At 44.4% G+C, this 22,296-nt stretch carries 24 protein-coding genes; 12 read left to right on the forward strand and 12 right to left on the reverse strand.

Annotated features, from left to right (window positions below):
- Genes argH through lysX form a run of 4 tightly spaced genes read left to right on the forward strand, consistent with a single transcriptional unit; the run spans position 1 to position 6,403 of the window.
- Complete coding sequence (argH, locus tag IC007_RS06030) at positions 1 to 1,344, forward strand: argininosuccinate lyase (protein ID WP_054845686.1); 1,344 nt, start codon at positions 1 to 3, stop codon at positions 1,342 to 1,344.
- Positions 1,325 to 2,440, forward strand: coding sequence for a glutamine-hydrolyzing carbamoyl-phosphate synthase small subunit (carA, locus tag IC007_RS06035; RefSeq protein WP_054845687.1), 1,116 nt, complete (start codon positions 1,325 to 1,327; stop codon positions 2,438 to 2,440). Before argH ends, carA begins: the two co-directional genes overlap by 20 nt.
- The gene (carB, locus tag IC007_RS06040) at positions 2,433 to 5,561 is read left to right on the forward strand and encodes a carbamoyl-phosphate synthase (glutamine-hydrolyzing) large subunit (RefSeq protein ID WP_149528501.1); all 3,129 of its coding nucleotides are present in this window, start codon (positions 2,433 to 2,435) and stop codon (positions 5,559 to 5,561) included. Before carA ends, carB begins: the two co-directional genes overlap by 8 nt.
- Positions 5,558 to 6,403, forward strand: a complete 846-nt coding sequence (gene lysX, locus IC007_RS06045; protein ID WP_054845688.1) for a lysine biosynthesis protein LysX — start codon at positions 5,558 to 5,560, stop codon at positions 6,401 to 6,403. The genes carB and lysX overlap by 4 nt, the downstream gene beginning before the upstream one ends.
- Here the strand turns inward: lysX and IC007_RS06050 are convergent.
- A complete protein-coding gene (locus tag IC007_RS06050; RefSeq protein WP_149528502.1) occupies positions 6,371 to 6,982 on the reverse strand; it encodes a translin family protein in 612 nt (203 codons plus the stop codon). The two genes, lysX and IC007_RS06050, sit on opposite strands and share 33 nt — an antisense overlap.
- A 282-nt stretch (positions 6,983 to 7,264) precedes the next feature.
- Between IC007_RS06050 and IC007_RS06055 the strand changes: the two genes are divergently transcribed.
- A complete protein-coding gene (locus IC007_RS06055) occupies positions 7,265 to 8,230 on the forward strand; it encodes a 3-hydroxyacyl-CoA dehydrogenase family protein (RefSeq protein ID WP_054845690.1) in 966 nt (321 codons plus the stop codon).
- A gap of 173 nt (positions 8,231 to 8,403) precedes the next feature.
- On the opposite strand, the gene IC007_RS06060 is transcribed toward IC007_RS06055, so the two are convergent.
- Positions 8,404 to 8,955, reverse strand: coding sequence for a cupin domain-containing protein (locus IC007_RS06060; protein WP_054845691.1), 552 nt, complete (start codon positions 8,953 to 8,955; stop codon positions 8,404 to 8,406).
- A gap of 45 nt (positions 8,956 to 9,000) precedes the next feature.
- Here IC007_RS06060 and IC007_RS06065 point away from each other — a divergent pair, with 45 nt between their 5' ends.
- A complete protein-coding gene (locus tag IC007_RS06065) occupies positions 9,001 to 9,192 on the forward strand; it encodes a hypothetical protein (protein WP_054845692.1) in 192 nt (63 codons plus the stop codon).
- Positions 9,193 to 9,200: 8 nt separating this feature from the next.
- Here IC007_RS06065 and IC007_RS06070 read toward each other — a convergent pair whose 3' ends face one another.
- Positions 9,201 to 9,749 (reverse strand): VIT1/CCC1 transporter family protein, encoded by a 549-nt coding sequence (locus IC007_RS06070; protein ID WP_054845693.1) that lies wholly within the window; start codon positions 9,747 to 9,749, stop codon positions 9,201 to 9,203.
- A 61-nt stretch (positions 9,750 to 9,810) separates the two neighbouring features.
- Here IC007_RS06070 and IC007_RS06075 point away from each other — a divergent pair, with 61 nt between their 5' ends.
- A complete protein-coding gene (locus tag IC007_RS06075; RefSeq protein WP_054845694.1) occupies positions 9,811 to 10,206 on the forward strand; it encodes a hypothetical protein in 396 nt (131 codons plus the stop codon).
- A gap of 76 nt (positions 10,207 to 10,282) precedes the next feature.
- On the forward strand, positions 10,283 to 10,771 hold the full coding sequence (locus IC007_RS06080) for an adenosine-specific kinase (protein ID WP_054845754.1): 489 nt from the start codon (positions 10,283 to 10,285) through the stop codon (positions 10,769 to 10,771).
- A gap of 94 nt (positions 10,772 to 10,865) precedes the next feature.
- Here the strand turns inward: IC007_RS06080 and IC007_RS06085 are convergent, their stop codons facing one another.
- Together IC007_RS06085 and IC007_RS06090 are read right to left on the reverse strand one after the other, a co-directional pair.
- The gene (locus tag IC007_RS06085; protein WP_054845695.1) at positions 10,866 to 11,351 is read right to left on the reverse strand and encodes a DUF309 domain-containing protein; all 486 of its coding nucleotides are present in this window, start codon (positions 11,349 to 11,351) and stop codon (positions 10,866 to 10,868) included.
- Entirely contained in the window at positions 11,352 to 11,921 is a 570-nt protein-coding gene (locus IC007_RS06090; protein WP_054845696.1) for a hypothetical protein, read from the reverse strand.
- A gap of 69 nt (positions 11,922 to 11,990) precedes the next feature.
- Between IC007_RS06090 and IC007_RS06095 the strand changes: the two genes are divergently transcribed.
- Positions 11,991 to 12,755 (forward strand): enoyl-CoA hydratase/isomerase family protein, encoded by a 765-nt coding sequence (locus tag IC007_RS06095; protein ID WP_054845755.1) that lies wholly within the window; start codon positions 11,991 to 11,993, stop codon positions 12,753 to 12,755.
- Here the strand turns inward: IC007_RS06095 and amrS are convergent.
- From amrS to IC007_RS06120, 5 genes are all read right to left on the reverse strand, one after another.
- On the reverse strand, positions 12,752 to 13,807 hold the full coding sequence (gene amrS / locus IC007_RS06100) for an AmmeMemoRadiSam system radical SAM enzyme (RefSeq protein WP_054845697.1): 1,056 nt from the start codon (positions 13,805 to 13,807) through the stop codon (positions 12,752 to 12,754). The two genes, IC007_RS06095 and amrS, sit on opposite strands and share 4 nt — an antisense overlap.
- Before the next feature lie 198 nt (positions 13,808 to 14,005).
- Entirely contained in the window at positions 14,006 to 14,869 is an 864-nt protein-coding gene (cyoE, locus tag IC007_RS06105; protein ID WP_054845698.1) for a heme o synthase, read from the reverse strand.
- A gap of 101 nt (positions 14,870 to 14,970) precedes the next feature.
- A complete protein-coding gene (locus IC007_RS06110; RefSeq protein ID WP_054845699.1) occupies positions 14,971 to 15,903 on the reverse strand; it encodes a homoserine dehydrogenase in 933 nt (310 codons plus the stop codon).
- Positions 15,900 to 16,574 carry a B3/B4 domain-containing protein gene (locus tag IC007_RS06115; protein ID WP_232049033.1) on the reverse strand — a complete coding sequence of 225 codons (675 nt, stop codon included), beginning with the start codon at positions 16,572 to 16,574 and terminating at the stop codon, positions 15,900 to 15,902. Before IC007_RS06115 ends, IC007_RS06110 begins: the two co-directional genes overlap by 4 nt.
- Positions 16,558 to 16,956 carry a CopG family ribbon-helix-helix protein gene (locus tag IC007_RS06120; RefSeq protein WP_054845700.1) on the reverse strand — a complete coding sequence of 133 codons (399 nt, stop codon included), beginning with the start codon at positions 16,954 to 16,956 and terminating at the stop codon, positions 16,558 to 16,560. The genes IC007_RS06115 and IC007_RS06120 overlap by 17 nt, the downstream gene beginning before the upstream one ends.
- A gap of 397 nt (positions 16,957 to 17,353) precedes the next feature.
- On the opposite strand from IC007_RS06120, the gene tldD reads away from it, so the two are divergent.
- From tldD to IC007_RS06135, 3 genes are all read left to right on the forward strand, one after another.
- On the forward strand, positions 17,354 to 18,691 hold the full coding sequence (tldD, locus tag IC007_RS06125; RefSeq protein WP_054845702.1) for a zinc metalloprotease TldD: 1,338 nt from the start codon (positions 17,354 to 17,356) through the stop codon (positions 18,689 to 18,691).
- A complete protein-coding gene (locus IC007_RS06130) occupies positions 18,684 to 19,943 on the forward strand; it encodes a TldD/PmbA family protein (RefSeq protein WP_149528504.1) in 1,260 nt (419 codons plus the stop codon). The genes tldD and IC007_RS06130 overlap by 8 nt, the downstream gene beginning before the upstream one ends.
- A gap of 64 nt (positions 19,944 to 20,007) precedes the next feature.
- Positions 20,008 to 20,436 (forward strand): universal stress protein, encoded by a 429-nt coding sequence (locus IC007_RS06135; RefSeq protein WP_054845705.1) that lies wholly within the window; start codon positions 20,008 to 20,010, stop codon positions 20,434 to 20,436.
- A 90-nt stretch (positions 20,437 to 20,526) separates the two neighbouring features.
- On the opposite strand, the gene IC007_RS06140 is transcribed toward IC007_RS06135, so the two are convergent.
- Positions 20,527 to 21,213, reverse strand: coding sequence for a biotin--[acetyl-CoA-carboxylase] ligase (locus tag IC007_RS06140; protein ID WP_054845706.1), 687 nt, complete (start codon positions 21,211 to 21,213; stop codon positions 20,527 to 20,529).
- Positions 21,203 to 22,261: an L-threonylcarbamoyladenylate synthase gene (locus tag IC007_RS06145; protein ID WP_054845707.1), complete on the reverse strand. Its 1,059-nt coding sequence runs from the start codon at positions 22,259 to 22,261 to the stop codon at positions 21,203 to 21,205. The genes IC007_RS06140 and IC007_RS06145 overlap by 11 nt, the downstream gene beginning before the upstream one ends.
- Positions 22,262 to 22,296 lie beyond the last annotated feature (35 nt).

The raw sequence follows: 22,296 nt of genomic DNA on the forward strand, positions 1-22,296 counted from the left end.
ATGTTGTACAGATCTTGGGGGTCTTCATCAGACGAAGCCTCGGATTACACTAATTCCATACACGAGGACGCAGAAATCACAGAGCAGGTCAAACTCACGATGAAAGCTCACGTGATATCGTTGTTCCTCTCTGGAACAGTAGACAAACCCGTGACGAGAGACTTGATTAAGGCAATAAACTCCTTCAAGGAAGTGAAGCAGGGATATGAAGACGTTCATGAAGCCTTAGAAGACCACCTAATAAAGGAAGTAGGTGAGCCAGGAGGGTGGGTAGGACTAGCTAGGAGCAGGAACGACCACGTCGCCACAGCGTTGAGGCTGAAGACTAGGGATTTGTTAGACGAGCTCCTGAACTCGCTTTTAACTTTAAGGGAGGCCCTCCTGAGTAAGGCTGAGGAGAACAAAGAAGTAATTTTCCCGGTATACACGCATTTTCAGCTCGCCCAACCATCAACTCTCTCCCATTACCTCCTTTACATAGAGGAGGAATTATCATCAAGATGGAGGAACATATTTTCAGAACTTTCACAACTTAATAGATCCCCTTTGGGCTCAGGCGCAATAGTAGGAACTAATCTCAAGGTGGACAGACAGAAGGAGGCTACGATGCTCGGCTTCGACGACATAGTATATAACACAATCTCAGCCACAGCGTCTAGGTCTGACATAATTTCCGTGGTCTTAGAGGTAGCCAACTTGATGGTATCTATGAGCAGGATCGCGGAGGACATGGTTTTGCTCTCCTCCAACATGATAGACGTGGTACAGCTTCCAGATTCACATGTGAGCACCAGCTCACTCATGCCACACAAGAGGAACGCCGTGACTATGGAGACCCTTAGGGCTAAAGCAGGTCTAATCATAGGCGAAGTTACCTCCATTTTGTCTATCTATAAAGGAACTCCCTCTGGTTACGACCTAGATTTGCAGGAGATGAACTTGCATTACTGGAACGTCTTGGAGGAAGCCATTAGAGCGGTGAAGATTCTCAAGTCTGCGATTTCAGGCATGGTTGTAAAGAGGGAAGTGATGGACGTCAAGTCTCTATCCACAGATGAAGCAGAGTTAACGTCAATTCAAAACAAGGTACCATACAGGAAAGCCTACTTCGACGTAGCATCGAGGATAAAACAAGGTAGCTATCAGTCAAACTTAAAACCTCAGGACTCTATTAGAATGAAGGCAGTCATAGGTTCTCCTAATCCAGATTTAATAACAGAAGAGATAAAAACAAAGAGAAAATTTCTCTCTCAAGATCGAGAGAAGTTAACTTCCTTTTCCTTGAAGGTAAGGAACGGGATGAACTTGATGAAGGTGATAGAGGATGACTTATTGCAAGAGTGAACCAGGGTACATCTATCTAGAGGACGGCACTCTGTTAGAGGGTTGTGGCTTCGGATCAAAAGGAGTGAGTGCAGGGGAGGTAGTTTTCAGCACTGCCATGAACGGATATCCAGAGAGCTTAACTGACCCGTCGTACAGGGGACAAATACTAGTTCTCACCCATCCATTGGTGGGGAACTATGGTGTCCCCAGGAAGCAAGCTATTGAGGGTATCTATGAGAACTTCGAGTCCGATTCAATTCAGGTAGAAGGTCTGGTTGTGACTGAGGTCACGGAACCTTATAAATGGAACTCTGAAAGGTCTCTGCACAAGTGGTTAGAGGACGAAGGGGTGCCTGGAGTATCTGATGTCGATACCAGGGCTATAGTGAGCAGGGTGAGGAGGAAAGGTTCCATGATGGGAGTTATCTCCTCAGGCATTAACATGGAAAACCCCAGGGACTACTTGAAGCAGAGATATGACGAGACAGACTTCTCAGCGCTTACATCTCCTAAGACCCCAGTTGTTCACAAAGGAAAGGGAGACAAGGGAATAATCGTCATGATTGACTGCGGGACTAAGCACGGAATAATTAAGGGCTTATACGATCAAGGCTTTACGATAGTGAGGGTTCCGTGTTGGTTCTCGGTTAAGGAGGTTATGGATTACAATCCCAAAGCGATAGTTTTCGGAAATGGCCCAGGAAATCCAAATATCTATCAGAAACAAGTAAAGAACTTTCGGGAGATATTGGAATACAAGTTACCTACTCTGGGTATCTGTTTGGGTCACCAGTTGCTCTCAATATCTATGGGAGGAAAGGTGACTAAAATGAAGTTCGGTCATAGGGCAATAAACAAAGCTGTAGTTGATGTAACCACTGGAGAGGCTTACATCACTACTCATAACCACGGGTATGCTATAGTATCCAAGGAGGACGTCCCGTCAGAAATGAAAGTGTGGTTCTACAACCCGGACGACGGGACAATAGAGGGGCTATATCACGATAAGTTACCTATAATTACGACTCAGTTTCATCCCGAGGCCAGACCAGGCCCTTGGGACGCGACTTGGGTTTTCAAGAAGTTTGCAAAAATGGTGGAGTCAAATGGTTGAGTTTCCCAAAAAGGTAATGGTAATAGGCTCAGGTCCGATAAAGATAGCGGAAGCTGCGGAGTTCGACTACTCCGCAAGTCAGGCTTTGAAGGCTTTCAGGGAGGAAGGGATATCTCAGGTATTGGTGAACTCTAACGTAGCCACAGTGCAGACCAGCAGGCAGTTCGCCGATAGGTTATACATGATCCCCGTATCATGGTGGTCTGTAGCGAAGGTAATAGAGAAGGAGAGACCTGACGCCATAGCTATAGGATTTGGAGGGCAGACAGCACTAAACGTCGGAATAGATCTATTCAAGAAGGGCATACTCAAGAAGTACGGAATTAAGGTACTCGGGACACCTATAGAGGGCATAGAGAAGGCCCTCAGTAGGGAGAAGTTCAGGGAGACCATGATAGAGAGGAACCTTCCAGTCCCTCCTAGCATGAGCGCCACCAGCGTCGAAGAGGCCCTGAGGAAGGCAAAGATCTTAGGTTACCCAGTCATGGTAAGGGTAAGCTTCAATCTAGGAGGGAGAGGATCAACTGTAGCGTGGAATGAGAGGGAACTTGAGGAGAATATAGTGAGGGCACTTTCACAGAGTTACATAGGTGAAGTGTTGATAGAGAAGTACCTCCATTTCTGGAAGGAGCTGGAGTACGAGGTAATGAGGGACAGCAAGGGCAACTCGGCTGTGGTAGCCTGCATAGAGAACCTCGACCCCATGGGCGTTCACACCGGAGAGTCCACAGTTATCTCACCTTGTCAGACATTGGATAACAAAGAGTTTCAAGACATGAGGACATTATCCATGGAGGTTGCTAAGTCAATAGACTTAGTAGGGGAATGTAACGTTCAGTTCGCACTTAACCCATCTTCGTATGATTTCTTCATTATAGAAACTAATCCTAGGATGTCTAGGTCCAGTGCTCTCGCCAGCAAAGCTACGGGGTATCCACTGGCGTATGTCTCAGCAAAACTATCGCTAGGGTACTCGATTTATGAGATACTCAACAAGGTGTCAGGCAGGACTACAGCGTTCTTTGAGCCGAGTCTGGACTACCTAGTAATGAAGATACCTAGGTGGGATATGAACAAGTTCGAGCACGTGGAGAACTCCTTGGCAACTGAGATGAAGAGCATAGGAGAGGTAATGAGCATAGGCAGGACCTTTGAGGAGACCTTCCAGAAGGCGGTGAGAATGTTAGATATAGGAGAGCCAGGACTGGTTGGAGGCAAGATATATTTCTCTAGCCTCAGCAAGGAGGAAGCCCTCTCATACATGAGGGAGAAGAGGCCATATTGGTTCCTTTACGCCATGAAGGCGTTCAAAGAAGGCGCTACCATAGATGAGGTATACGACTCTTACGGAGTGGACAGGTTCTTCCTGATCAAGCTAAAGGCTTTGGTAGACACATTTGAGAAGTTCAGGAACAAGGAACTGACTCCTGACGAAGTGAAGTACTTGAAGTCCCTTGGTTTCTCTGACGAACAAATAACCTCCATGTCTAAGGTCAGGGAAAAGGAAAGGATCCTCCCTTGGGTAAAGAGGATAGATACATTGGCAGGGGAATGGGACGCGGTCACGAACTACCTTTATACCACGTATAAGGGGGTTGAAGACGACGTCAAACATGAGGAAGGTAGGAAGTTGTTGATAGTTGGAGCTGGAGGTTTCAGGATAGGAGTATCAGTGGAATTCGACTGGAGCGTTGTATCAGCTCTGAACGAGAGCAGGAAGTACTTCGACGACGTAGCTGTCCTCAATTACAACCCGGAGACTGTATCCACAGACTGGGACATCGCGGGTAACCTCTACTTCGACGAAATCTCTGTGGAGAGGGTTAAAGACATAGTACGAAAGGGCAAGTTCACCGAGGTATGCTTGTTCTCAGGAGGGCAAATAGGTAATTCCATAGCTAAGAGGTTGGAGGAGGAAGGGATAAAGATATACGGTTCCTCTGGGTCTGCTGTAGACTCAGCGGAGGACAGGGAGAAGTTCTCCTCCCTCTTGGACAAACTTGGCATTCCTCAGCCCAGATGGATCTCCGCTAGGAACCTCAATGAGGTCAAGAAGTTCGTTGAGGACGTGGAGTTCCCAGTTTTAGTCAGACCAAGTTACGTCCTCAGCGGCTCTTCAATGGCTATAGCTTATAATGAAGCTGAGTTAGACTCCATACTTCAAAGGGCTAACAAGATATCGGAGAGGTATCCCTTGGTGATATCGAAGTACCTCACTGATGCAATCGAGGCCGAAATAGATGGTGCTACTGACGGCAGGAAGGTCATTGGCGGAGTCCTGGAACACGTCGAGGAAGCTGGAGTCCACAGCGGTGACGCGACCATATCCATACCTAACAGAAAGCTCACCCATGACCTCTCGTTGAAGATGAAGAAATACGCTGTTTCAATAGTTAACGAGTTGAACGTGAAAGGGCCTTTCAACCTACAGATGGTAGTTAAGGACAACGTCCCGTACGTGATAGAGATGAACATGAGGGCAAGCAGATCCATGCCATTCACGAGTAAGGCTAAGGGTTTCAACATAATCAGCAAGGCTATAGAGGCGATAGAGAGAGGACTAGACCAGGACGAGGAGTTTTACGAGCCTCCATCCTCGAGTTGGGCAGTTAAGTCGCCTCAATTCTCGTGGGCCCAGCTGAAGGGAGCTTACCCGTTCCTGGGTCCTGAGATGAGGAGCACGGGGGAAGTCGCGTCCTTCGGAGTGGACTTCCACGACGCTTTGCTCAAGAGCTGGCTTTCGTCTCCACCCAACTCGATACCTGAGCCTGGAGCTAAGGCTTTAGTTTACGGAGATAGGAACATTGATCACTTGGAAGAAACAGCAAAGAATTTAAGTCAATACGGAATACAAGTACTGACCCTAGAAGGTCTAAACATAAAAGAGGGAGAGGTAGTTGCCCTTAAAACCGCTCAAGATCTTCTCCTGAAAAGGGAGGTAGGACTAGTAGCAACAGACGGTTTCTTGGAAAGCAAGGACTATGCAGTGAGAAGGCTTGCTGTAGATTTAAACGTTCCAGTGATTCTAAACGGTAGGTTAGCCTCAGAACTATCTAAGTCTTTCAATAAGAAGCAAGACCTCACTTTTTTGGAAATCGGCGAATATGGTGGTGGTATATGAAAGTAGCCCTGGTTGTAGATATAATAAGACAAGAGGAAAAAATGTTAATAAATGCGTTAAACTCAAAGAAAGTAAACTATGATGTTATAAATGCATCGATGGAGCCCCTGCCTTTCAATAAGGCTTTAGGTAGATACGATGTGGCGATAATAAGGACTATAAGCATGTATCGTGGGCTGTACGCTAGTGCTGTATTAGAGTCTGCTAGTGTCCACACGATTAACTCCATGGACTCTATAACCATCTGTGGAGACAAGATACTGACTTACTCTAAGCTGTTCAAGGAAAACGTGCCAATACCCGATTCTCTGGTCTCTATGTCTCCTGACTCAACAATGAAAGCATACGAGGAGATGAGCTTCCCTATTATAGACAAGCCCCCAATAGGGAGCTGGGGGAGGATGGTATCTCTAATCAGGGACATAATGGAGGGGAAAACGATTATAGAACACAGAGAGATGCTAGGAAACTCGGCGTTAAAGGTACACATAGTCCAGGAGTATATACAGTACAAAGGAAGGGATATAAGGTGCATAACAATAGGGGAAGAGTTAGTTGGCTGTTATGCAAGGAACATTCCACCGAACGATTGGAGGGCTAACGTGGCGCTAGGTGGGATGCCTTCCAAACTGGAGGTGGATGAAGAACTGAAGAAACTGGTAATAAAAGCTACGAAGACTGTCAAGGGAGAGTTCATATCAATTGACATACTGGAACATCCAAAGAAGGGCTACGTGATAAACGAGCTTAACGATTCACCAGAATTTAAGGGATTCCTCTTGGCTACCGGTATAAACGTTGCGGAGAGGCTAGTGGATTACGTCATTAGTAGATATTCTTAATGAAGCCAAGAAGATATCATGGTAAGTCTCTTCAAGTATTCTCCTCAAGGAGTCCACTTTTTGCCTTAGTCCTGGAACAACTGACTTTGGGTACTCTAACCCCCATAGGGTCTGATAGATTTCCTCCATCATGGAGTAAGTTTCTTCAGCCTTCTTGTTTTCCCCCTTCTTTAATAGTTCCAACACCCTTCTCCTCATCTCCCCGACCGAGTCAGCAATTCCGGTTATGTAATAAGTATCTGGTATTCCTAGGTCAGAGGCTAGCTTCAACTTCTCATCGAAGTACATAGAGACCACTACAGACGCCTCGGCTAGTTCTTGGAAAGCCGTGCCAACGTCCCCATAAAGTAGTTCCGGGAAATTGCTTACCACCTGAAGCACTTCCTTAGACTTCTTAATAGCTTCGTCGTACTTCTTCAGGGCTTTCTCCTTTTCACCTCTGTGCGATAAGGAGACAGTCTCACCACAGCTCCTTATTAACTCCCTCGACATCTGGAGTAACTTCTCTCTATTCTCAAATCTATCCATTAATTTTCCGTTAACAGACGAGATGTACTCCTTGAGCTCTTCCGAGATCATGTCTTATCAAAAGTAGACCTAGCATAAAAGTGTACTTTAACTAGACTGGCACTATCTCCTTCCAAAGCTCACTCTGGAAAAGAATTACACATTAGAGAAAAAGTAACATTAAGATACATTTCTGTGAAATATTGTGAAAACAAATCACTTCTTTATAGATAACAGTCTTTTTCCTTTCCCTGTAACACATTACGCTGCAATATATTTCTAATATTTTTCTTCTTTTCTATTCTAAATTAAAAAACCGAAACTTACTTATACTACTTATATAGTTCTTATATCATGCGAGACATCAAGAAGGTTTCTGTAATCGGAGCCGGCGTAATAGGTGCAGGTTGGGCAACCCTCATTGCAACTAAGGGGTACTCTGTTTCCCTGTACTCCGAGAAGAAGGAAACGTTAGATAAAGCAATGGCCAAGGTCAAGGGATATCTAGAGGTCATGAAGAACGTTAAAATGGTCAATGAAGAGCTTGAGGCTTACATGACGAAGATAAAAACGACTACCAGTCTGGACGAAGCTGTAGAAGGCACTGACTACGTCTTGGAGGCTATAATTGAAGACTATGACGCAAAGAAAAAGCTCTTCGGATATCTGGACGACAAGTTAGATAGAGACGTCATCCTAGCGAGCTGTACTTCAGGGTTGCTTATGACTGAGATGCAGAAGGCTATGAAGAAGCATCCAGAAAGAGGAGTGATAGACCATCCTTGGAACCCTCCACATCTTCTTCCTTTAGTGGAAATAGTTCCGGGGGAAAAGACCTCTCAGGAGACCTTAGATATATCAAAAGACTTCATGGAGAAATTAGATAGGATAGTTGTAGTCCTGAAAAAGGAAGTCCCAGGATTCCTGGGGAACAGGCTAGCCTTCGCTCTTTTCAGGGAGGCGGTGTATCTCGTCGATGAAGGAATAGCTACAGTGGAGGATATAGACAAAGTGATGACTGCAGCGATAGGACTTAGATGGGCTTTCATGGGCCCATTCCTGACCTATCACCTGGGTGGAGGGGAAGGAGGACTCGAGTATTTCTTTAATAGGGGATTCGGATACGGAGCCAATGAGTGGATGCATGACCTTGCCAAGTACGACAAGTTCCCTTACACTGGTGTAGTAAGAGCAGTATCTCAAATGAAGGACTATGAGTTCCTCAAGGGTAAGACTTTCCCAGAAATATCTAAATGGCGTGATGAGAAACTAATAAACGTCTTCAAGTTAGTTTGGGGAGATAAGTTCAACATTAAGTAACATGTTTTATTTAAAACCTTTTCTCCTCACATTTTAAAGAGTCTCCTTTCATGGAAAGCTTCTGAGTGAACGGAACACAGCCTAGATACTAATAATTAGAACCTAACCTTTTTACTATAAAAATAAGAGATATTATAAAAAACCTTTTTCCTTTCTTTCTTATCTTTTACCTCTCATTCCTGTTCTCTAAATTCCAGTATACCCAGGCTCTCCAATAGGCCTGAATCGGTTACGTCGAATAGGACTGCGTCTTCGTCTCCCGTGTTAGTGTGAGAGTGAACTGCGTTCGCAGGAACTACGAATACGTCTCCTTCGTTCCAGTCGTATCTCTTCCCGTCTATCTCGCTGTAGCCCTTTCCTTTGACGACTAGATATATTGAGGCCATGTTATGGGAATGTGGCCTAGTTGTTCTCCCAGGTTTCACTAGCTGAAATCCGGGCATCATGGTAGGCGTGAGTCCTCTATTTCTGCCAGTAGACTTAGAGAAGAACATTATCTTCGCAACTCCTTCCTCTATGTCGTTGTTTTCGGCTATGGTTTGGAGTATGGGCAAGACCTTGGTGAAGCTTATTACTTTAGGCTTCACTTCTTCAGGTGGTGCTGTATACTCCATGAATGTGACTACTTTTAGGTCTTCGGATACCTCCTCTACTTCACTTACGAGGGAATTAACCCTCTCTTTTAGTTCCTCTTGTCTATCCTTCCTTTCAACTAGCTTTGACATGCTAATACTTAAATTGTATAAGTAATATAAAAAGGTGTTAGACTAATGAATGAAAAATGCTTTATATTTTTGGAAGGAAGGAAGTGCGTAGAGATCTGCGGAAGGGTAATATGCGATGAGGAAACCGTTAAGAATTACGTAGACCTTTGCGAACGGTGTAACAAGGGGGAGAAAAAAGCATGTTTTCTGCTTCACGAAAGATACGGATGCATGGACATCTCAGGTTGGTGGATATAGACGGGAAGTCAGGAAATCACGTAAATTATTGCTACAGCTATTACTCCGGCTAAAATCATGACTACACTAGTCCTAATTTTTTGTTTGATTTCATTCCCGTATAGTAGCCCCATCGAGAACAGCAAAATGAGGGAAACGAGCATAGTGTAAGTTATCTCATGTGTGTACGAGAAAACCTCGAAAGGGAGTAGTCCTAGAAATGGGGAAACCCCGTGGGATATTCCAGATACTACAGCTGAAATTTTACCACTGTAATCGTATACGGTCCCCTTCAAGCTTCTCATCAGCTGTCTCTCCAGCTCCTCCAGTTCCTCCTTCTTCTGGCTCAGCTCTACCACAAACGCGTTCCAAAGGGAGGAGATTGACGTGCCCACTAGCCCGCTTATTATTACAGTTCTCATATCAGCAGTAGAAATGTTATAGAAAACTGACCCCATGATAATGCTTATGGAAAGAAGCAAACCATCAAAAGAGCCCAAAACGAGGTAGTTCCTAGCGCTTCCAATATCGTGCATTAAAGCGTACTTTATAGCGTTAAGGATCTTTTGATTATACACAATTAAACTCTAAGATCATTATGCTTGAACTTATATATTAGTTTATGGGAAAAGGCTAGAGATGAATAAAAGGATATTGCTTGGCTTGTTGGTGCTGGTTCTAGTCTTAACTGCAGTAGGAGTTTTCGCTGCCTCTTCTTACAAGACTACAGTTTCCACTTCGCCTATTTCTACAACCGCTAATGGAGACTACATACTCAAAGTGAAAGTTCTAATGAACTATGGTCCTTTTGGAGGAGTATCTCCTCTAGGTGACGCAGATGTTTGGCTCTACTATTATAACGGCTCGGCTTACGTCTATCATGAGATGAATTTCACAGCTTCTAATGGGGTCGCTACATTCGTCTTACCTAAGGGAGACTACAAGATATTAATTACAGATCTTCACTATACCTACACTTTCTCGCTCTCCGGGAGTGAGGAGATTACAGTAAGTTATGCTTACTTATACAGATGAAGACTTAGGAGTACAACTGAAAAATGATGAAGTGGTCCTCGACGGATTTTTAATTTTCTTTCACGTAGTGGTTAATATGAGCGTTAAGATAGACGTAGTCAGACTGGACATACCTGATAACACGAATGTAATAGTTGGGCAATCTCATTTTATAAAGACTGTAGAAGACCTATACGAAACCCTAGTGTCATCAAGTCCTTCCATAAAGTTCGGTATCGGTTTCTGTGAAGCTAGCGGTAAGAGGTTGATAAGGAGGGACGGAAACGATGAGAAGTTGGTCATGGCTGCCGTAGAAGCTTGCAAGAGAGTTGCCGCTGGCCACGTTTTCGTAATTTACATCTCGAACTCTTACCCGATAAACGTGCTTAACAGGATAAAGGACGTAGAAGAGGTAGTGAGGATATTCGCGGCTACTGCGAACCCGTTACAAGTGATAGTAGCAGAGACAGATCAAGGTAGGGGAGTGATAGGAGTTGTAGACGGAATGACACCTTTAGGCGTGGAGACCGAGGAAGACGTCAAAGAGAGGTACAACATACTACGTAAGTTTGGTTATAAGAAATAAAAAAAGATATATTATAAAAAGTATACATTTGCGTAAGTCAAGATAAATGAAATTTTATCTATACTAAGATATATTTAGATCCGTCCCTTCAATGTTACTTGCTCCAATTATTTTTCTTATAGTCTGAAATCAATTTCTTGAACGCCTCCTCTCTCTTGTATCCAGGTACTTTCGTCAGAAGCGAGAGGGCTTTCTCCATTAGATCGTCTGAGACCTTGAGCTCCCCCTTATAGAACTTTATCATTGATGCACAGACCAGGATTAACGCTTGGTAGTAATTTCTCATGTCTAAGTCTCTTTCTCCTCTCCATAGGCTTTCTATGGCCTCATGCGCCTCCCAGAACCTCCCATCCCAGAAACATGAAAAATCTTCAAAGCGGTTAGACTTGAACAGGGGATCTCCTAGCGTTGTTATTACACCACTGTAGTCCCCTAAGATATCCACTTCCATATACTTAGGCCCTTTCCTTATATCTATTATATTGCTCCTTAATCTCAGTAGTTCTTTTAAGTCTTTTGTAAAAAGAGTTTTATTGTAAAAAAGGATTGTCCTTAGCTCTTCTTTTTTCACATTTTCCATTTAGTAATTCATCCTCACTGACATATTAGCTTCTCTCTGTGGTGTTATTGTAACCTCAACTATCAGCTCTCCGCATCTCCTCTTTAGAACCATCTTGTCATCGCCTAGATAGGTAACTCTAAGGTGTCCACAGTTATTCATGTTACCTAACTTCTTTGAATAGTAAGGATTCCTTATGCTCCTCGACGCTTTCTTGAAAACGTGGTTAAACAACTCATTAGGATCATATGAAGAAATATCCACAGGGACCTTGACGTCTATTTCAATGTAATTCTCGGTCACTCTAGTCTCTATCCCCTTGTATTTAATTGACATGATAATGGGAACAACCAAGGGAGCAAGGATAACTGCAGCAACTATGTATAGGGAGTAATACATATTACCTAGGATGAGGTAAGAAGCCACTCCAGTAGTGAACGCAGTAAGTGGGATGCAAGTTAAAAGGTATTGATAAACTGAAAATACATCTCTTAACTTGGTGAAGAGATGTCCGGACGCTATGCTACTTCCTACAAAAGGTACTACCGACTCTGAGATTGAAGTTAGTAATAATTGCTTGTCCAGACCCATAAGCTATATTATCACTCCGAGCTTTAAAGCATTAATACTAAGTTTTCTCTTCATATGACCAGGGAAAAAATGGAGACAGTTTCCATGAAGAAGGAGGCACCACTAGGTTGGATATACCTGAACAGACCAGAAAAGCTAAACGTAATAAATGAGAAAATGATAGACGAACTGAGGCAGTTAGTTGAACAGATGGAGAAAGATAACGAAGTCAGAGTAATAATTATCACCGGAAACGGAAAGGCTTTCTGTGCTGGTGCTGATATATCACATTTCAAGACCTTGAACCCTGAGGGAGCGTGGCTATTTGCGAAGAAAGGAAGGGAGCTCATGGACTATATTGAGAACGTCAGGAAACCCGTAATTGCAATGATAAATGGTTACGCTCTAGGAGGTGGATTAGAAATAGCTATGGCTTGCGATATTAGGATAGCTTCGGACGACTCTCAGGTAGGTCTACCAGAGATAACCCTCGGGATTTACCCTGGGTTCGGTGGCACTCAAAGGCTTCCTAGATTGGTTGGGAAAGGCAAGGCTTTAGAGATGATGTTCACAGGTGACAGGATACCATCCATGGAGGCTCAGAGGATAGGGCTAATAGAGAGAGTAGTACCTAAGGAAAAGCTTGAAGAGGAGACTAGGAACCTAGCAATGAAAATAGCGTCTCAATCTCAGACATCATTGGCTGAAATAAAGTTGTTAGTAAACAAGGGAACTGACTCCTCTTTGGACGCAGGGCTGAACATGGAAAGCCTCGGATGGAGTTTGGCTTTCACTACAGAGGAAGCCAAGACAAGGATAGACCAATTCCTGAATAAAGGGAAAAACAAAGGTTAAATGTAGACCTCCTCAAACCTATCATGAAAGGCGTTTTTTGAAAGCTTACCTTCAATAGGGATCTTCTCTCCGCAACTTTTACATCTCATGTGCTCAGTTAGGTTCCACTCTAAGATCCTGAAGCCGTACCTTCTTATTACTACCTTTCCACAGGAGGGACAGTAGGTACTCTCGAAGGGATGTCCCGGCACGTTACCAATGTAAACGAAACGAAAGCCTAATTCTCTGGCAAGATTGTAGTGCGATTCAAGAATTTTCACGTCAGTAGGAGGAACGTTGATTAACTTGTAATCAGGATGGAACCTGAGGAAATGTATGGGCACGTCAGGCCCTAAGACATCCATGATCTTTGTCAAAAGGACCTTTCCGTATTCTAGGGAATCCCCTATCTGGGGTATTATCAAGTCAGTCAATTCTACATGTATTCCTCTCCTCTTTAGCTCCGCTATAGTCTGAATAATGAGTTCCGGGCCTGATGCCCCAGTGTACCTTTTCATGAACTTCGGTTCTCCGTTTCCCTTAAAGTCCACGGTTACGGCATCCAAGAAATCTTTGGAGTAATCCACGGCTTCTTCAGTCCAGTATCCGTTAGATACCATAGTGTTGAACATGCCCTCTCTTCGTGCTATCATACCTATATCGTGAGCATATTCCATGAATATGGTAGGCTCATTATAAGTATAGGTCATCCCTTCGACTTGGTATGCCTTAGCTAAGAGGATAACGTCCTCCGGAGGTAACTCCGAACCTTCGCTCTTTCTCCTCTGGCTTATGTCGAAGTTTTGGCAATACGCACACATCCAATTACATCCGAAAGTTGAAAGCGAGAAGACCTTCGAACCTGGGTTGAAATGGACAAGCGGTTTCTTCTCTATAGGGTCTATGTGGGCAGCAGCTACCTTGCCGTACACATCGAGGTTGAGCTCTCCGTTTTTTACAGTTCTAACTCCACAGAATCCCGTCTGACCTTCACGTAAAGCGCACTTCCTCGCACATGCAGTGCAGATTACCCTATCATCAGATTTTCTAAATAAGAATGCTCTTTTGCTCATACTTTAATTAAGATATCGCGTTCCTCCGTATTAAGGATTAGTGTATGTACGTGTTCTACTTCTTTAAAGGGACTAGTGAAGATGTCAAGGTGTGAATTTCCTGCTTTCACTTCTAAAGTAATTTTTTTCTTGAATTATTCAGGATAATTCTTGATTCCGAAACGAGAATTCGTTTGCACCCTTATATGTTCTTCTCATCTAAATTAACTTAGAAATAATTAGAGCGATTAGAATTATTGCTAGATAAGGTGCGGATATCTTAAACGAAGTCCATGCTTCCTGTGCTGTAGGATTCTTTATGAGCCTTACGCTGTAAACCATTAGAAGTGCAGAGAAGACTATGGCTACACCTAGATAGATGAGGTTGGAGTATAGGTAGAGGAGTAGGGCAACTGGTATCATGAGCGCGTTGGATATTGCTATTGCTATAGCGGCTTTCTTCTCGTCGGTCACTACTGGTAACATGGGTACTCCTGCTCTGGCGTAATCATCTTTGAATCTGAGGGCTAGAGACCAGAAGTGGCCTGGAGTCCACATGAATATCAGGAAACCAAGAATGAACGACGCTATATCGAATTTGCCAGAGAGAGCTGCATAACCTGCCCACGCTGCTGCGCTTCCTGCGAAGCCTCCTATCACTATGTTAGCGGGATGCCTTGGTTTAAGCCAAATCGTGTAAACGAAAACGTAAATGAACGCCCCAAGGAAAACGAAGAATGCAGTCAAGGGGTTTGCTATTAGACCTACGACTGTACCTAAGGCAACAAGTGATGCGCCTACGGTAATTGCCTCGTTCCTCGTAACGTAACCTAATACAGTGGGTCTTTTAGACGTTCTTTTCATCTTGCTATCCTTTTCTATCTCCCATCCTCCGTTCACTATCATAGCTCCTCCTGAGGCTAAAGTTCCGCCTATCAGGACTGCAACTAGGGCGATCCAATTGATCGTAGTTCTAAACGCTAAAAAATATCCTCCTAGAGCAGCTAGGTCAAGAAGCCATATGATCCTGGGCTTGCTCAGATTAACATAGAACAAAAGTCTATTCCCAAGCGATACTGCCATAGATTAATTGACGACTCCTAAGAATAAAAATTAGCCTATAAATCACAATTAACTTTTAGAACATACTTTTTATATTCATGTAAAAATGTAAACAAGATTAACTATTTTGTTCCATTTATAATAAAAAGATCCGATATCGCAGCGTAAGCTGCAGTTTCCGGTCCGGCGCCGGGTCCTCTGATGGAAACTCTCTGGACTTCGTTTGTTACTTCCAGGGAGTTCTCTACACCGTCTATTGAGAATAATGGGTCATTAGCCTCTATTTCCATAGGTCTCACAGATATTTCTTTTTCGTCGGCGTAGGCTATGAGCTTTATCTTTGAACCTCTCCTTTTTGCTTCCTCTATGTCATCAAGCTTGAGGTCCTCTATTCCCTTTATCTGAAAGTCGCCTATTTTCACCTTCTTGTTGAGCATCAAGTTAGCAAGTATTGTAAGTTTAGCCCCAGCATCAAATCCGTTCAGGTCTACAGTGGGATCCTCTTCCGCGTAGCCAAGCCTTTTCGCTTCACTTAAAGCCTCAGAGAAGTCCCTTCCTTCGTACATCTCGGTCAAAATGAAGTTTGTAGTCCCATTCAGTATTCCCCTGACTTTCTTCACCTTGGCGAGCGGTAAAACCTTATAAAGGTTTATCGACGGAGTTCCGCTCATAACAGTCCCTTGAAACCCTATTTTTCTTCCATGCTTCTTAGCGTTCTCCATGATCTCAAAATATCTAATTGCCAAGGGAGCCTTATTGGTAGTTACCACGTCAGCCCCAACCTCGAATGCGTGAAAGTAAGCTGAAAGGGAAGGCTGTCCGTCCTTATAGTTCGCCGACGCCATGTCGATTAAAACGTCCGGTTTCACCTTGTCTATAGCGTCCGTGACGCTTACGTCTGCATCCTTTCTGAACTCCGGCGAATCTCCCATCATCAACCCTCTTCTAGTCACTACACCGACTATCTCCGCGTCCAACTCCTCTTTCCATTTATGCAAAAAATTCCTGAAGGTCTTCCCTACGTTGCCGTAGCCTATGAGTAAAAGCTTCCTCATTGTAACACCACGGTATCCATGGCTCTTTTTCCAAATAGAAACTTTTCTATGTAGGAGGTCACTTCATCTACCGCGTTCTTGACTTCCTGTGGAGGAACTCCTTTCACTCCAGCCCCTACTATTAATGCTTCTGAAGTGTCATCCCTTACGCTCGTGACCCTGGAGTCCCTATGGGGAAATATGTGAACGACTTTTCCCGTGAAGTCCTTCATCACCGGTGTCCCGTCTGGCAAAGGTTTTCCCTCTTCCTCTCCCTTTCCTATCCCGAAGAAGACGTCACCCTTAGACGTTGTAAGCGCCAGAGGAAACTCTATGAAGCGCATGTCATATATTCCGATCGGAATGAGAGTTCTAGCGCTCACCACATTTCCTACGTCAACTAGGTCGTTGATTCTGGGGAACGGAAGTCCCCTCAGGACTCTTCTCCTCAAAGCCTCGCCACTAGGTCTGGTCTTAGTCGGATCTATGCCTATTTTCCAGTAGAAATCCCTGTAACATCTCACTACCGGGTTTTCCTTAAGTGAGTCTGGATCTCCCGATATACCTTTTAGCTCAAGGTTAACGTCCAGGCTCCCCTTGGAGTTCCTTATCCCCTTTGCAGAGGAGTACGTCACGAACCCCCCTATTTTCCTGAAACTCTCATCTATTCTAATTTCAGGCGTCTTGCTCAATGTAAGAGAAAGTAGGTTTCACCTTTTTTATACCTTTAATCCTGTTCAGTTCTTTCACGAGACGTACTATCTCAGACCTCTTTCCCCTCACGAAGATCGCTTCCATGCATTCCTTGTGCGATACATGAACGTGAGAGTTAGACATTATCACTTCTGCGTATTCGTGTTGAACTCTAGTGAAATCGGTTTCTGCCACTTCGAAGTCATATACCACGCTTATTACGCCGTAAACTAGCTCGTCTGATTCTTTGTTCTCGTCAAGGAAGTTCTTCAAAGCCAGCTGTATTATCTTAGACCTATCTCCAGACTTTTTCTCGTCCATGAACTGTTCCAGCTCATTTAGCAATTCTCGTGGAATTGAAATACTTATCTTCTCGGACATCAGCGACCTCCTTTTTGAACCCTATTTCCTGCTTTGAAAATTAACATTTTATGATTCCACGGGACGAAAACGCCGATTTGTTCACATGTCGAAAGGCTAACTTGCAACGTCGTGACGTCCCCGGTCAATTTGGAACCGTTGGACCGAGATTTCTTTTGGTTCATGTTGTCAAAAAAGTTGATTATATGAGGATTTTTCAACATCATAAAAGAGATCTTTTTAAAGCATACTTTAAGCCTTTCCGAGGAAGTTTATGTTTTTATAGGAAAAAATATAGTGCATATGTAATTAAAGGAATAAAATAAATAAGTTCAGACATAAGACCAGTTAGTGAAACCGAAATTTCGAGGTGGTCGGGTTTACTAGCCTTTAAAACTCCGTATTCATCTCGGGAAATATGTGGGAGTTTCTAAAAAAGGCACAAGAGATAGGGGCCTCCTTCGCTGACATAAGGTTCAAGAAGAACAGAAACCTGCTTCTTGTATCCACAGAGGAGAGAGATCAGGTCAGATCTAACGGGGTAGATCAAGGTTATAGCTTGAGAGTTCTTTATAATAAGAACTGGGGCTACTTGTCGTCCCCTTCACTCTCTACAGAAGATGTGAAGAGAGCTATATCGAGCAGTTTCGGTGATGAAAGGACAAATATAGTATACCTCCCTAGTAAGAAGGACACTGTGGAGCTGAAACCCAAGAACTACGTTGAGAGGTCTGTGGAAGAGAAAATGAAGGTGTTGAAGTCATTAAGAGAACAAGTCACCTCATCAATGAAAGTTAGCAATGTCTCAGTATCTTACAACGAGTCCTGGATCGAGAACTGGTACCTTAGCTCTGAGGGAAGAGATATCAAAGTTAAATACTTCATGTCTGGATTATCCATCTCTGCTGGAGCCCATGAGGCAGATAGAAGGGCGTCGGCTTACGTTTCAAAGTTCTCTGTGACGTCTTCAGTATTGGAGGAGGACTTGAACTCTCTCGTCTCGACCCTGAAGAGAAGGCTCGAGAACCAACTTAAGGGTGTAGTCCCAGACGGAGGAGAGCACACGGTAGTGCTCGCACCAGACGTAGTAGGAGTCTTCTCTCACGAGGCGGTAGGACACCTAGCGGAAGCTGACCTAGCCACTTCAGGGGTTCTCTTCAAGAATAGGGGGAAAAGGATTGCGCCTGAGAACGTTAACGTCGTAGACTCCCCCGTGGTTAGCCTAGAAGGGGGAATAGGCTACGTCCCTTACGATGATGAAGGAGTAGAAGGTAGGAAGGTTGAAATAATAAAGGGTGGAATAGTGAGGGAAATGTTGACGGATCGCTATTACTCAGCTTATTTGGGTCAAAGGCCTACAGGAAACGCGAGGGCAGAAGACTACAGAAGCCCAGTACTCATCAGGATGAGGAACACCTTCATAGAACCGGGAGAGATGTCTAAGGACGAGATCCTACAGGAGGTTAAGGAAGGGTATTTCTTGGTATCGACCTTGGGGGGCGAAACGTCTCCGGAGGGAACTTTCCAGTTCGGCATTCAGGAGGGCTACAGGGTAGAGAACGGAGAGTTGAAAGAGCCTTTGAGGAACACCGGGATATCAGGTTACACGATGGAGACCCTTTCAAGAATAAGGAGGATTTCCAAGAACTTCGAGATGTGGCCTGGGTTCTGCGGTAAAGGTGGACAGTCAGTTCCAGTCGGTACTGGAGGTCCTTATGTACTAGTAGAGAAAATGAAGGTGGGAGGAAATGCTTGACGAGTATTCTATTCTAAGCAGGGCTAAATCCATCGGAGTCTCAGCAGAGGTACTCTCTTTGGAATCTAAGGGATACTCAGTGTATGTAGAGAAAGGTCAAAAGTCTGGGTCACAAGTGATCGATAGAGGCTACGCGATCAGGGTTGTGAAGGACGGTAGAGTTGGGATGGCTTATTCTACAGTACTAGATGAGAAAGTGTTAGATTATGCCCTAGATACGATGAAGGTCTCCAACCAAGATAAGGACTACTTGCTCCCTCCCGGAAGGAAAGTGGACTACCTATCAGGGGTTTACTATTCAGAGGTAGAGGAACCCTTTGACAAGGTAAAGGAATATGCTTCGTATTTCGAGGGAATAGACAACCTGAAGATCAACTACATTCAAACTCGCTCTGAGTCATTCATGGTTAAGGTAGTGAGCACAGAGGGAGTGGACGTCCAGGAGAGGAGGACCTTCGTATCGCTTGGGGTAGCAGCCAATACTGTCTCAGGGAGCGAAGTGAGTCCTGAAGTTTTTGAGTCTAGAGAATCTAGACGTTTCGATATAGACCTTGACGAAGTTAAGGAAACCCTCAAAGAGAAAACCGAGATAACCTCAAACAGAACTAAGACAGAGGTGAAGGGTCTAGACGTAACCTTTACGACTTCGGCACAGGAAGAGCTCATATTTCCCCTCATTAACTTCTCGTTTTCTGGAGAGAACTTCTACAGGAAGAGAAGTATCTTCTATCCAGGGGAAGATATAAACCCTAAGCTCAGGATAACTGATTCACCCAGGAGAGAGGACGGAGTATTCTCTAGGTCGTTTGACGCTGAAGGCATGCCAACCCAAGAGAACGTTTTGGTGGAGTCGTCAGCGAAGACTTTCCTGACTAACTACTATTGGTCGAGGAAAGCTTCACTCCCTCATACATCTTCTGCCTCAAGGAATTTCACCTCCCTGCCTTCAATTTCGGTGACCAACTTGGTGATCGAGTTTAAGGAAAAGAGCAAGGACGTAAGGGAAGGTACAGTGGTAGTAGATAAAGTTCAAGGAGTTCATACAAGCAACCCAGAGACCGGAGAGTTCAGTGTGGTGGGATCGGTAGCCTGGCTTGATGACGGTAAAAAGAGAGTAGGGCTAAGAGAGATAGTCCTAACAGGAAACATAAAGACGCTATTGAAGAACGTAGTTTCACAGTCTAGCCCTAGAAGGTGCGGTTCTCTAATTTCAGGCGACTTAAGAGTTTCTGGCATTTCTCTGATAATTTAGCCTTTATAAACAAGCCATTTATTTTTTAATTCTCTTCTTTCAAAGTTATAGATGGGTAATATTCATGTTCAAATCCATAGTAGTTGCGTATGATGGGTCGGAGCACGCGAACAGAGCGTTAGAAATAGGAATAGATCTTGCACAAAAATACAATGCAAAGCTCGATGTAATAGAGGTAATAGACACCGCGATGTTGACTGGTATGGGCTTAGCTCCAGTACCTGCAGAGGTTGTAGACCAGATTTACACTAAGGCTAAGAGGGAGGTTGAAATGGCCAAGAACAAGGCAGTACAAGCAGGGTTATCGAACGTGAGTGGTGAGACACTTGAAGGAGACCCAGCGTCTTCACTGTTGGAATATGCGGGGAAAAACGGTGCAGATCTAATAATAACCGGAAGCAGAGGTCTTTCCACCTTGAAGAGAATAGTTTTAGGTAGCGTGTCTAGCAGGATAGTGCAGGAATCTAAGATACCAGTGTTAGTAGTGAAGTGAGAAAGTCGTAGCATCCCACCTCTTTGGTCGGTCTCAAGAAATTTACCACATTTCACTTTCTTGAGATTTTTCTTCACGTTTATCTTTGACTTAGTTTGCAAGCTCCACTCTCTCCACGTCTTGTACCTCAAATATACCGCACTCAGTCACTAGTCTCCCCATGTAGTCTACGAAAAGTGCCTTACAAGTGAACTCATCTTCCTTAGTTATCAGCCTTACTTTCCTCTCCTTGATTGAAAGCCTCTCATTCACCTGATTTACTGCCTCATTATCGTCCTTTTCAAGCCAAAAGTTCATTTTCTCTACGATCTCTTTCACGTCCTTCGTGAAGCTTTTCCCCGTCTCTATGAGGTAAGAAGTTGCGTTGACGTCTGGAGGAAACTCCCTTACATCAGTGTCTATTCCGAAACCTATAAAGAGATCCCCTCTATCGGAGTTGCCGTATACCGACGCTTCTATCAGGACACCAGCTATCTTCTTGTCATTGACTACCACGTCGTTAGGCCACCTTATTTTAGGGTTCAGCTCGCTTAACAGATCCGCGATAGCAAGAGAGACTTTGAGGGTCGTATGTGGTACTTTCTCTATCGGGAAGTCTCTCTTTACGTAAGTTACCCAGAGCCCTCCTCTAGGGGAGAACCAGCTCCTTCCCATCCTTCCTCTCGCTCTGGTTTGCTCTTCTGCAACTACCAAGATCTCCCCTTCAACGATTCCCGCGATCGCTTCAGCGAAGTCTTGGGTGGACGTGACTTTCTTGAGATGTATCTCAGAGAGCATATTGTTCCGCCTCCTTCAAGTTGCGGATAGAGGAAAATCCACAAGCTTTCCTAGCTCTGTTCATTATCGCCATGCCTATGCCTTTTTCAGGGAAGGACTGTATGACTCCCATTTCAACGTCTAAGGTGTCGAGCTTCCTGAAAGCACTGAACAGATTTCTAGCAATTTCATACAAGTTCTCCTCGGACCCCAGGACTATTCGAGGTATCTGCGGGGGAACTTTAACTTCAACCTCTTTGGAACACAAGACTGCAATCTTCCTCTTGCTAGAAATCATCTTCACTGCGTCCAGAAAGATGGAGTTGTCCTCCACCATCACCATCTTTTTAGATGGAGCATAATGTTTGTACTTCATCCCGGGAGCTAGGGCTTTATCGAACTCTCCAATGCCTTTCAGTTGAGGGGGAACGTAAATCTCACCTAACAGCTTCTCCAGTTCCTCCAAAGTGAAGGGGCCTGGTCTGAGTAAGGCCGGCGGTGATACTGTCATGTTAATTATTGTGGATTCAACTCCGAAGAATGTCTCTCCTCCGTCGACTATCATGGGTATTCTACCGTCCATGTCTTGTTTCACGTGCTCTGCTGTGGTAGGACTTGGTTTGGTCGCGGTGTTAGCGCTCGGAGCCGCTATTGGCACCCCGCTCTCCCTTATCAACATGAGTGCTACGGGATGAGCAGGCATTCTAACAGCTACGGTGTCCAAACCTCCTGTTGTCTCCTTAGGTATAGAGTCGGTCTTCTTCAAGATAAACGTCAACGGTCCCGGCCACACTATCTGCGTAATCTCCATTACCTTATCTGGGATCTCCTTTGCCACATCCAGAAGCTGTTCGTGGTCTGCTATGTGAACAATTAACGGATTATCCATGGGTCTGTTCTTAGCCTGAAATACCTTCCTTGCGGCCTCGGCGTTATAAGCGTCCCCTCCTAGCCCGTAGACTGTCTCCGTAGGAAAGGCAACTATCTCGCCTTTCTTTACCAGATCAGCAGCCTTCCTGATCTTTTCAGCTTCAGGATTGACTGGGTCGACCTTGATGACTTCCGTCATGAATGGATTTAAGTGTAAAGAAATTAAAATGGTTT

This window comes from Sulfuracidifex tepidarius (genome assembly GCF_008326425.1).
GTDB lineage: Archaea > Thermoproteota > Thermoprotei_A > Sulfolobales > Sulfolobaceae > Sulfuracidifex > Sulfuracidifex tepidarius.

Excerpts from the sequence above, each read along its gene's own strand:
- argH (WP_054845686.1), top strand. The coding sequence starts at position 1 with ATGTTGTACAGATCTTGGGGGTCTTCATCAGACGAAGCCTCGGATTAC.
- carA (WP_054845687.1), top strand. The coding sequence starts at position 1,325 with ATGACTTATTGCAAGAGTGAACCAGGGTACATCTATCTAGAGGACGGC.
- carB (WP_149528501.1), top strand. The coding sequence starts at position 2,433 with ATGGTTGAGTTTCCCAAAAAGGTAATGGTAATAGGCTCAGGTCCGATA.
- lysX (WP_054845688.1), top strand. The coding sequence starts at position 5,558 with ATGAAAGTAGCCCTGGTTGTAGATATAATAAGACAAGAGGAAAAAATG.
- IC007_RS06050 (WP_149528502.1), bottom strand. The coding sequence starts at position 6,982 with ATGATCTCGGAAGAGCTCAAGGAGTACATCTCGTCTGTTAACGGAAAA.
- IC007_RS06055 (WP_054845690.1), top strand. The coding sequence starts at position 7,265 with ATGCGAGACATCAAGAAGGTTTCTGTAATCGGAGCCGGCGTAATAGGT.
- IC007_RS06060 (WP_054845691.1), bottom strand. The coding sequence starts at position 8,955 with ATGTCAAAGCTAGTTGAAAGGAAGGATAGACAAGAGGAACTAAAAGAG.
- IC007_RS06065 (WP_054845692.1), top strand. The coding sequence starts at position 9,001 with ATGAATGAAAAATGCTTTATATTTTTGGAAGGAAGGAAGTGCGTAGAG.
- IC007_RS06075 (WP_054845694.1), top strand. The coding sequence starts at position 9,811 with ATGAATAAAAGGATATTGCTTGGCTTGTTGGTGCTGGTTCTAGTCTTA.
- IC007_RS06080 (WP_054845754.1), top strand. The coding sequence starts at position 10,283 with ATGAGCGTTAAGATAGACGTAGTCAGACTGGACATACCTGATAACACG.
- IC007_RS06085 (WP_054845695.1), bottom strand. The coding sequence starts at position 11,351 with ATGGAAAATGTGAAAAAAGAAGAGCTAAGGACAATCCTTTTTTACAAT.
- IC007_RS06090 (WP_054845696.1), bottom strand. The coding sequence starts at position 11,921 with ATGGGTCTGGACAAGCAATTATTACTAACTTCAATCTCAGAGTCGGTA.
- IC007_RS06095 (WP_054845755.1), top strand. The coding sequence starts at position 11,991 with ATGGAGACAGTTTCCATGAAGAAGGAGGCACCACTAGGTTGGATATAC.
- amrS (WP_054845697.1), bottom strand. The coding sequence starts at position 13,807 with ATGAGCAAAAGAGCATTCTTATTTAGAAAATCTGATGATAGGGTAATC.
- cyoE (WP_054845698.1), bottom strand. The coding sequence starts at position 14,869 with ATGGCAGTATCGCTTGGGAATAGACTTTTGTTCTATGTTAATCTGAGC.
- IC007_RS06110 (WP_054845699.1), bottom strand. The coding sequence starts at position 15,903 with ATGAGGAAGCTTTTACTCATAGGCTACGGCAACGTAGGGAAGACCTTC.
- IC007_RS06120 (WP_054845700.1), bottom strand. The coding sequence starts at position 16,956 with ATGTCCGAGAAGATAAGTATTTCAATTCCACGAGAATTGCTAAATGAG.
- tldD (WP_054845702.1), top strand. The coding sequence starts at position 17,354 with ATGTGGGAGTTTCTAAAAAAGGCACAAGAGATAGGGGCCTCCTTCGCT.
- IC007_RS06130 (WP_149528504.1), top strand. The coding sequence starts at position 18,684 with ATGCTTGACGAGTATTCTATTCTAAGCAGGGCTAAATCCATCGGAGTC.
- IC007_RS06135 (WP_054845705.1), top strand. The coding sequence starts at position 20,008 with ATGTTCAAATCCATAGTAGTTGCGTATGATGGGTCGGAGCACGCGAAC.
- IC007_RS06140 (WP_054845706.1), bottom strand. The coding sequence starts at position 21,213 with ATGCTCTCTGAGATACATCTCAAGAAAGTCACGTCCACCCAAGACTTC.
- IC007_RS06145 (WP_054845707.1), bottom strand. The coding sequence starts at position 22,261 with ATGACGGAAGTCATCAAGGTCGACCCAGTCAATCCTGAAGCTGAAAAG.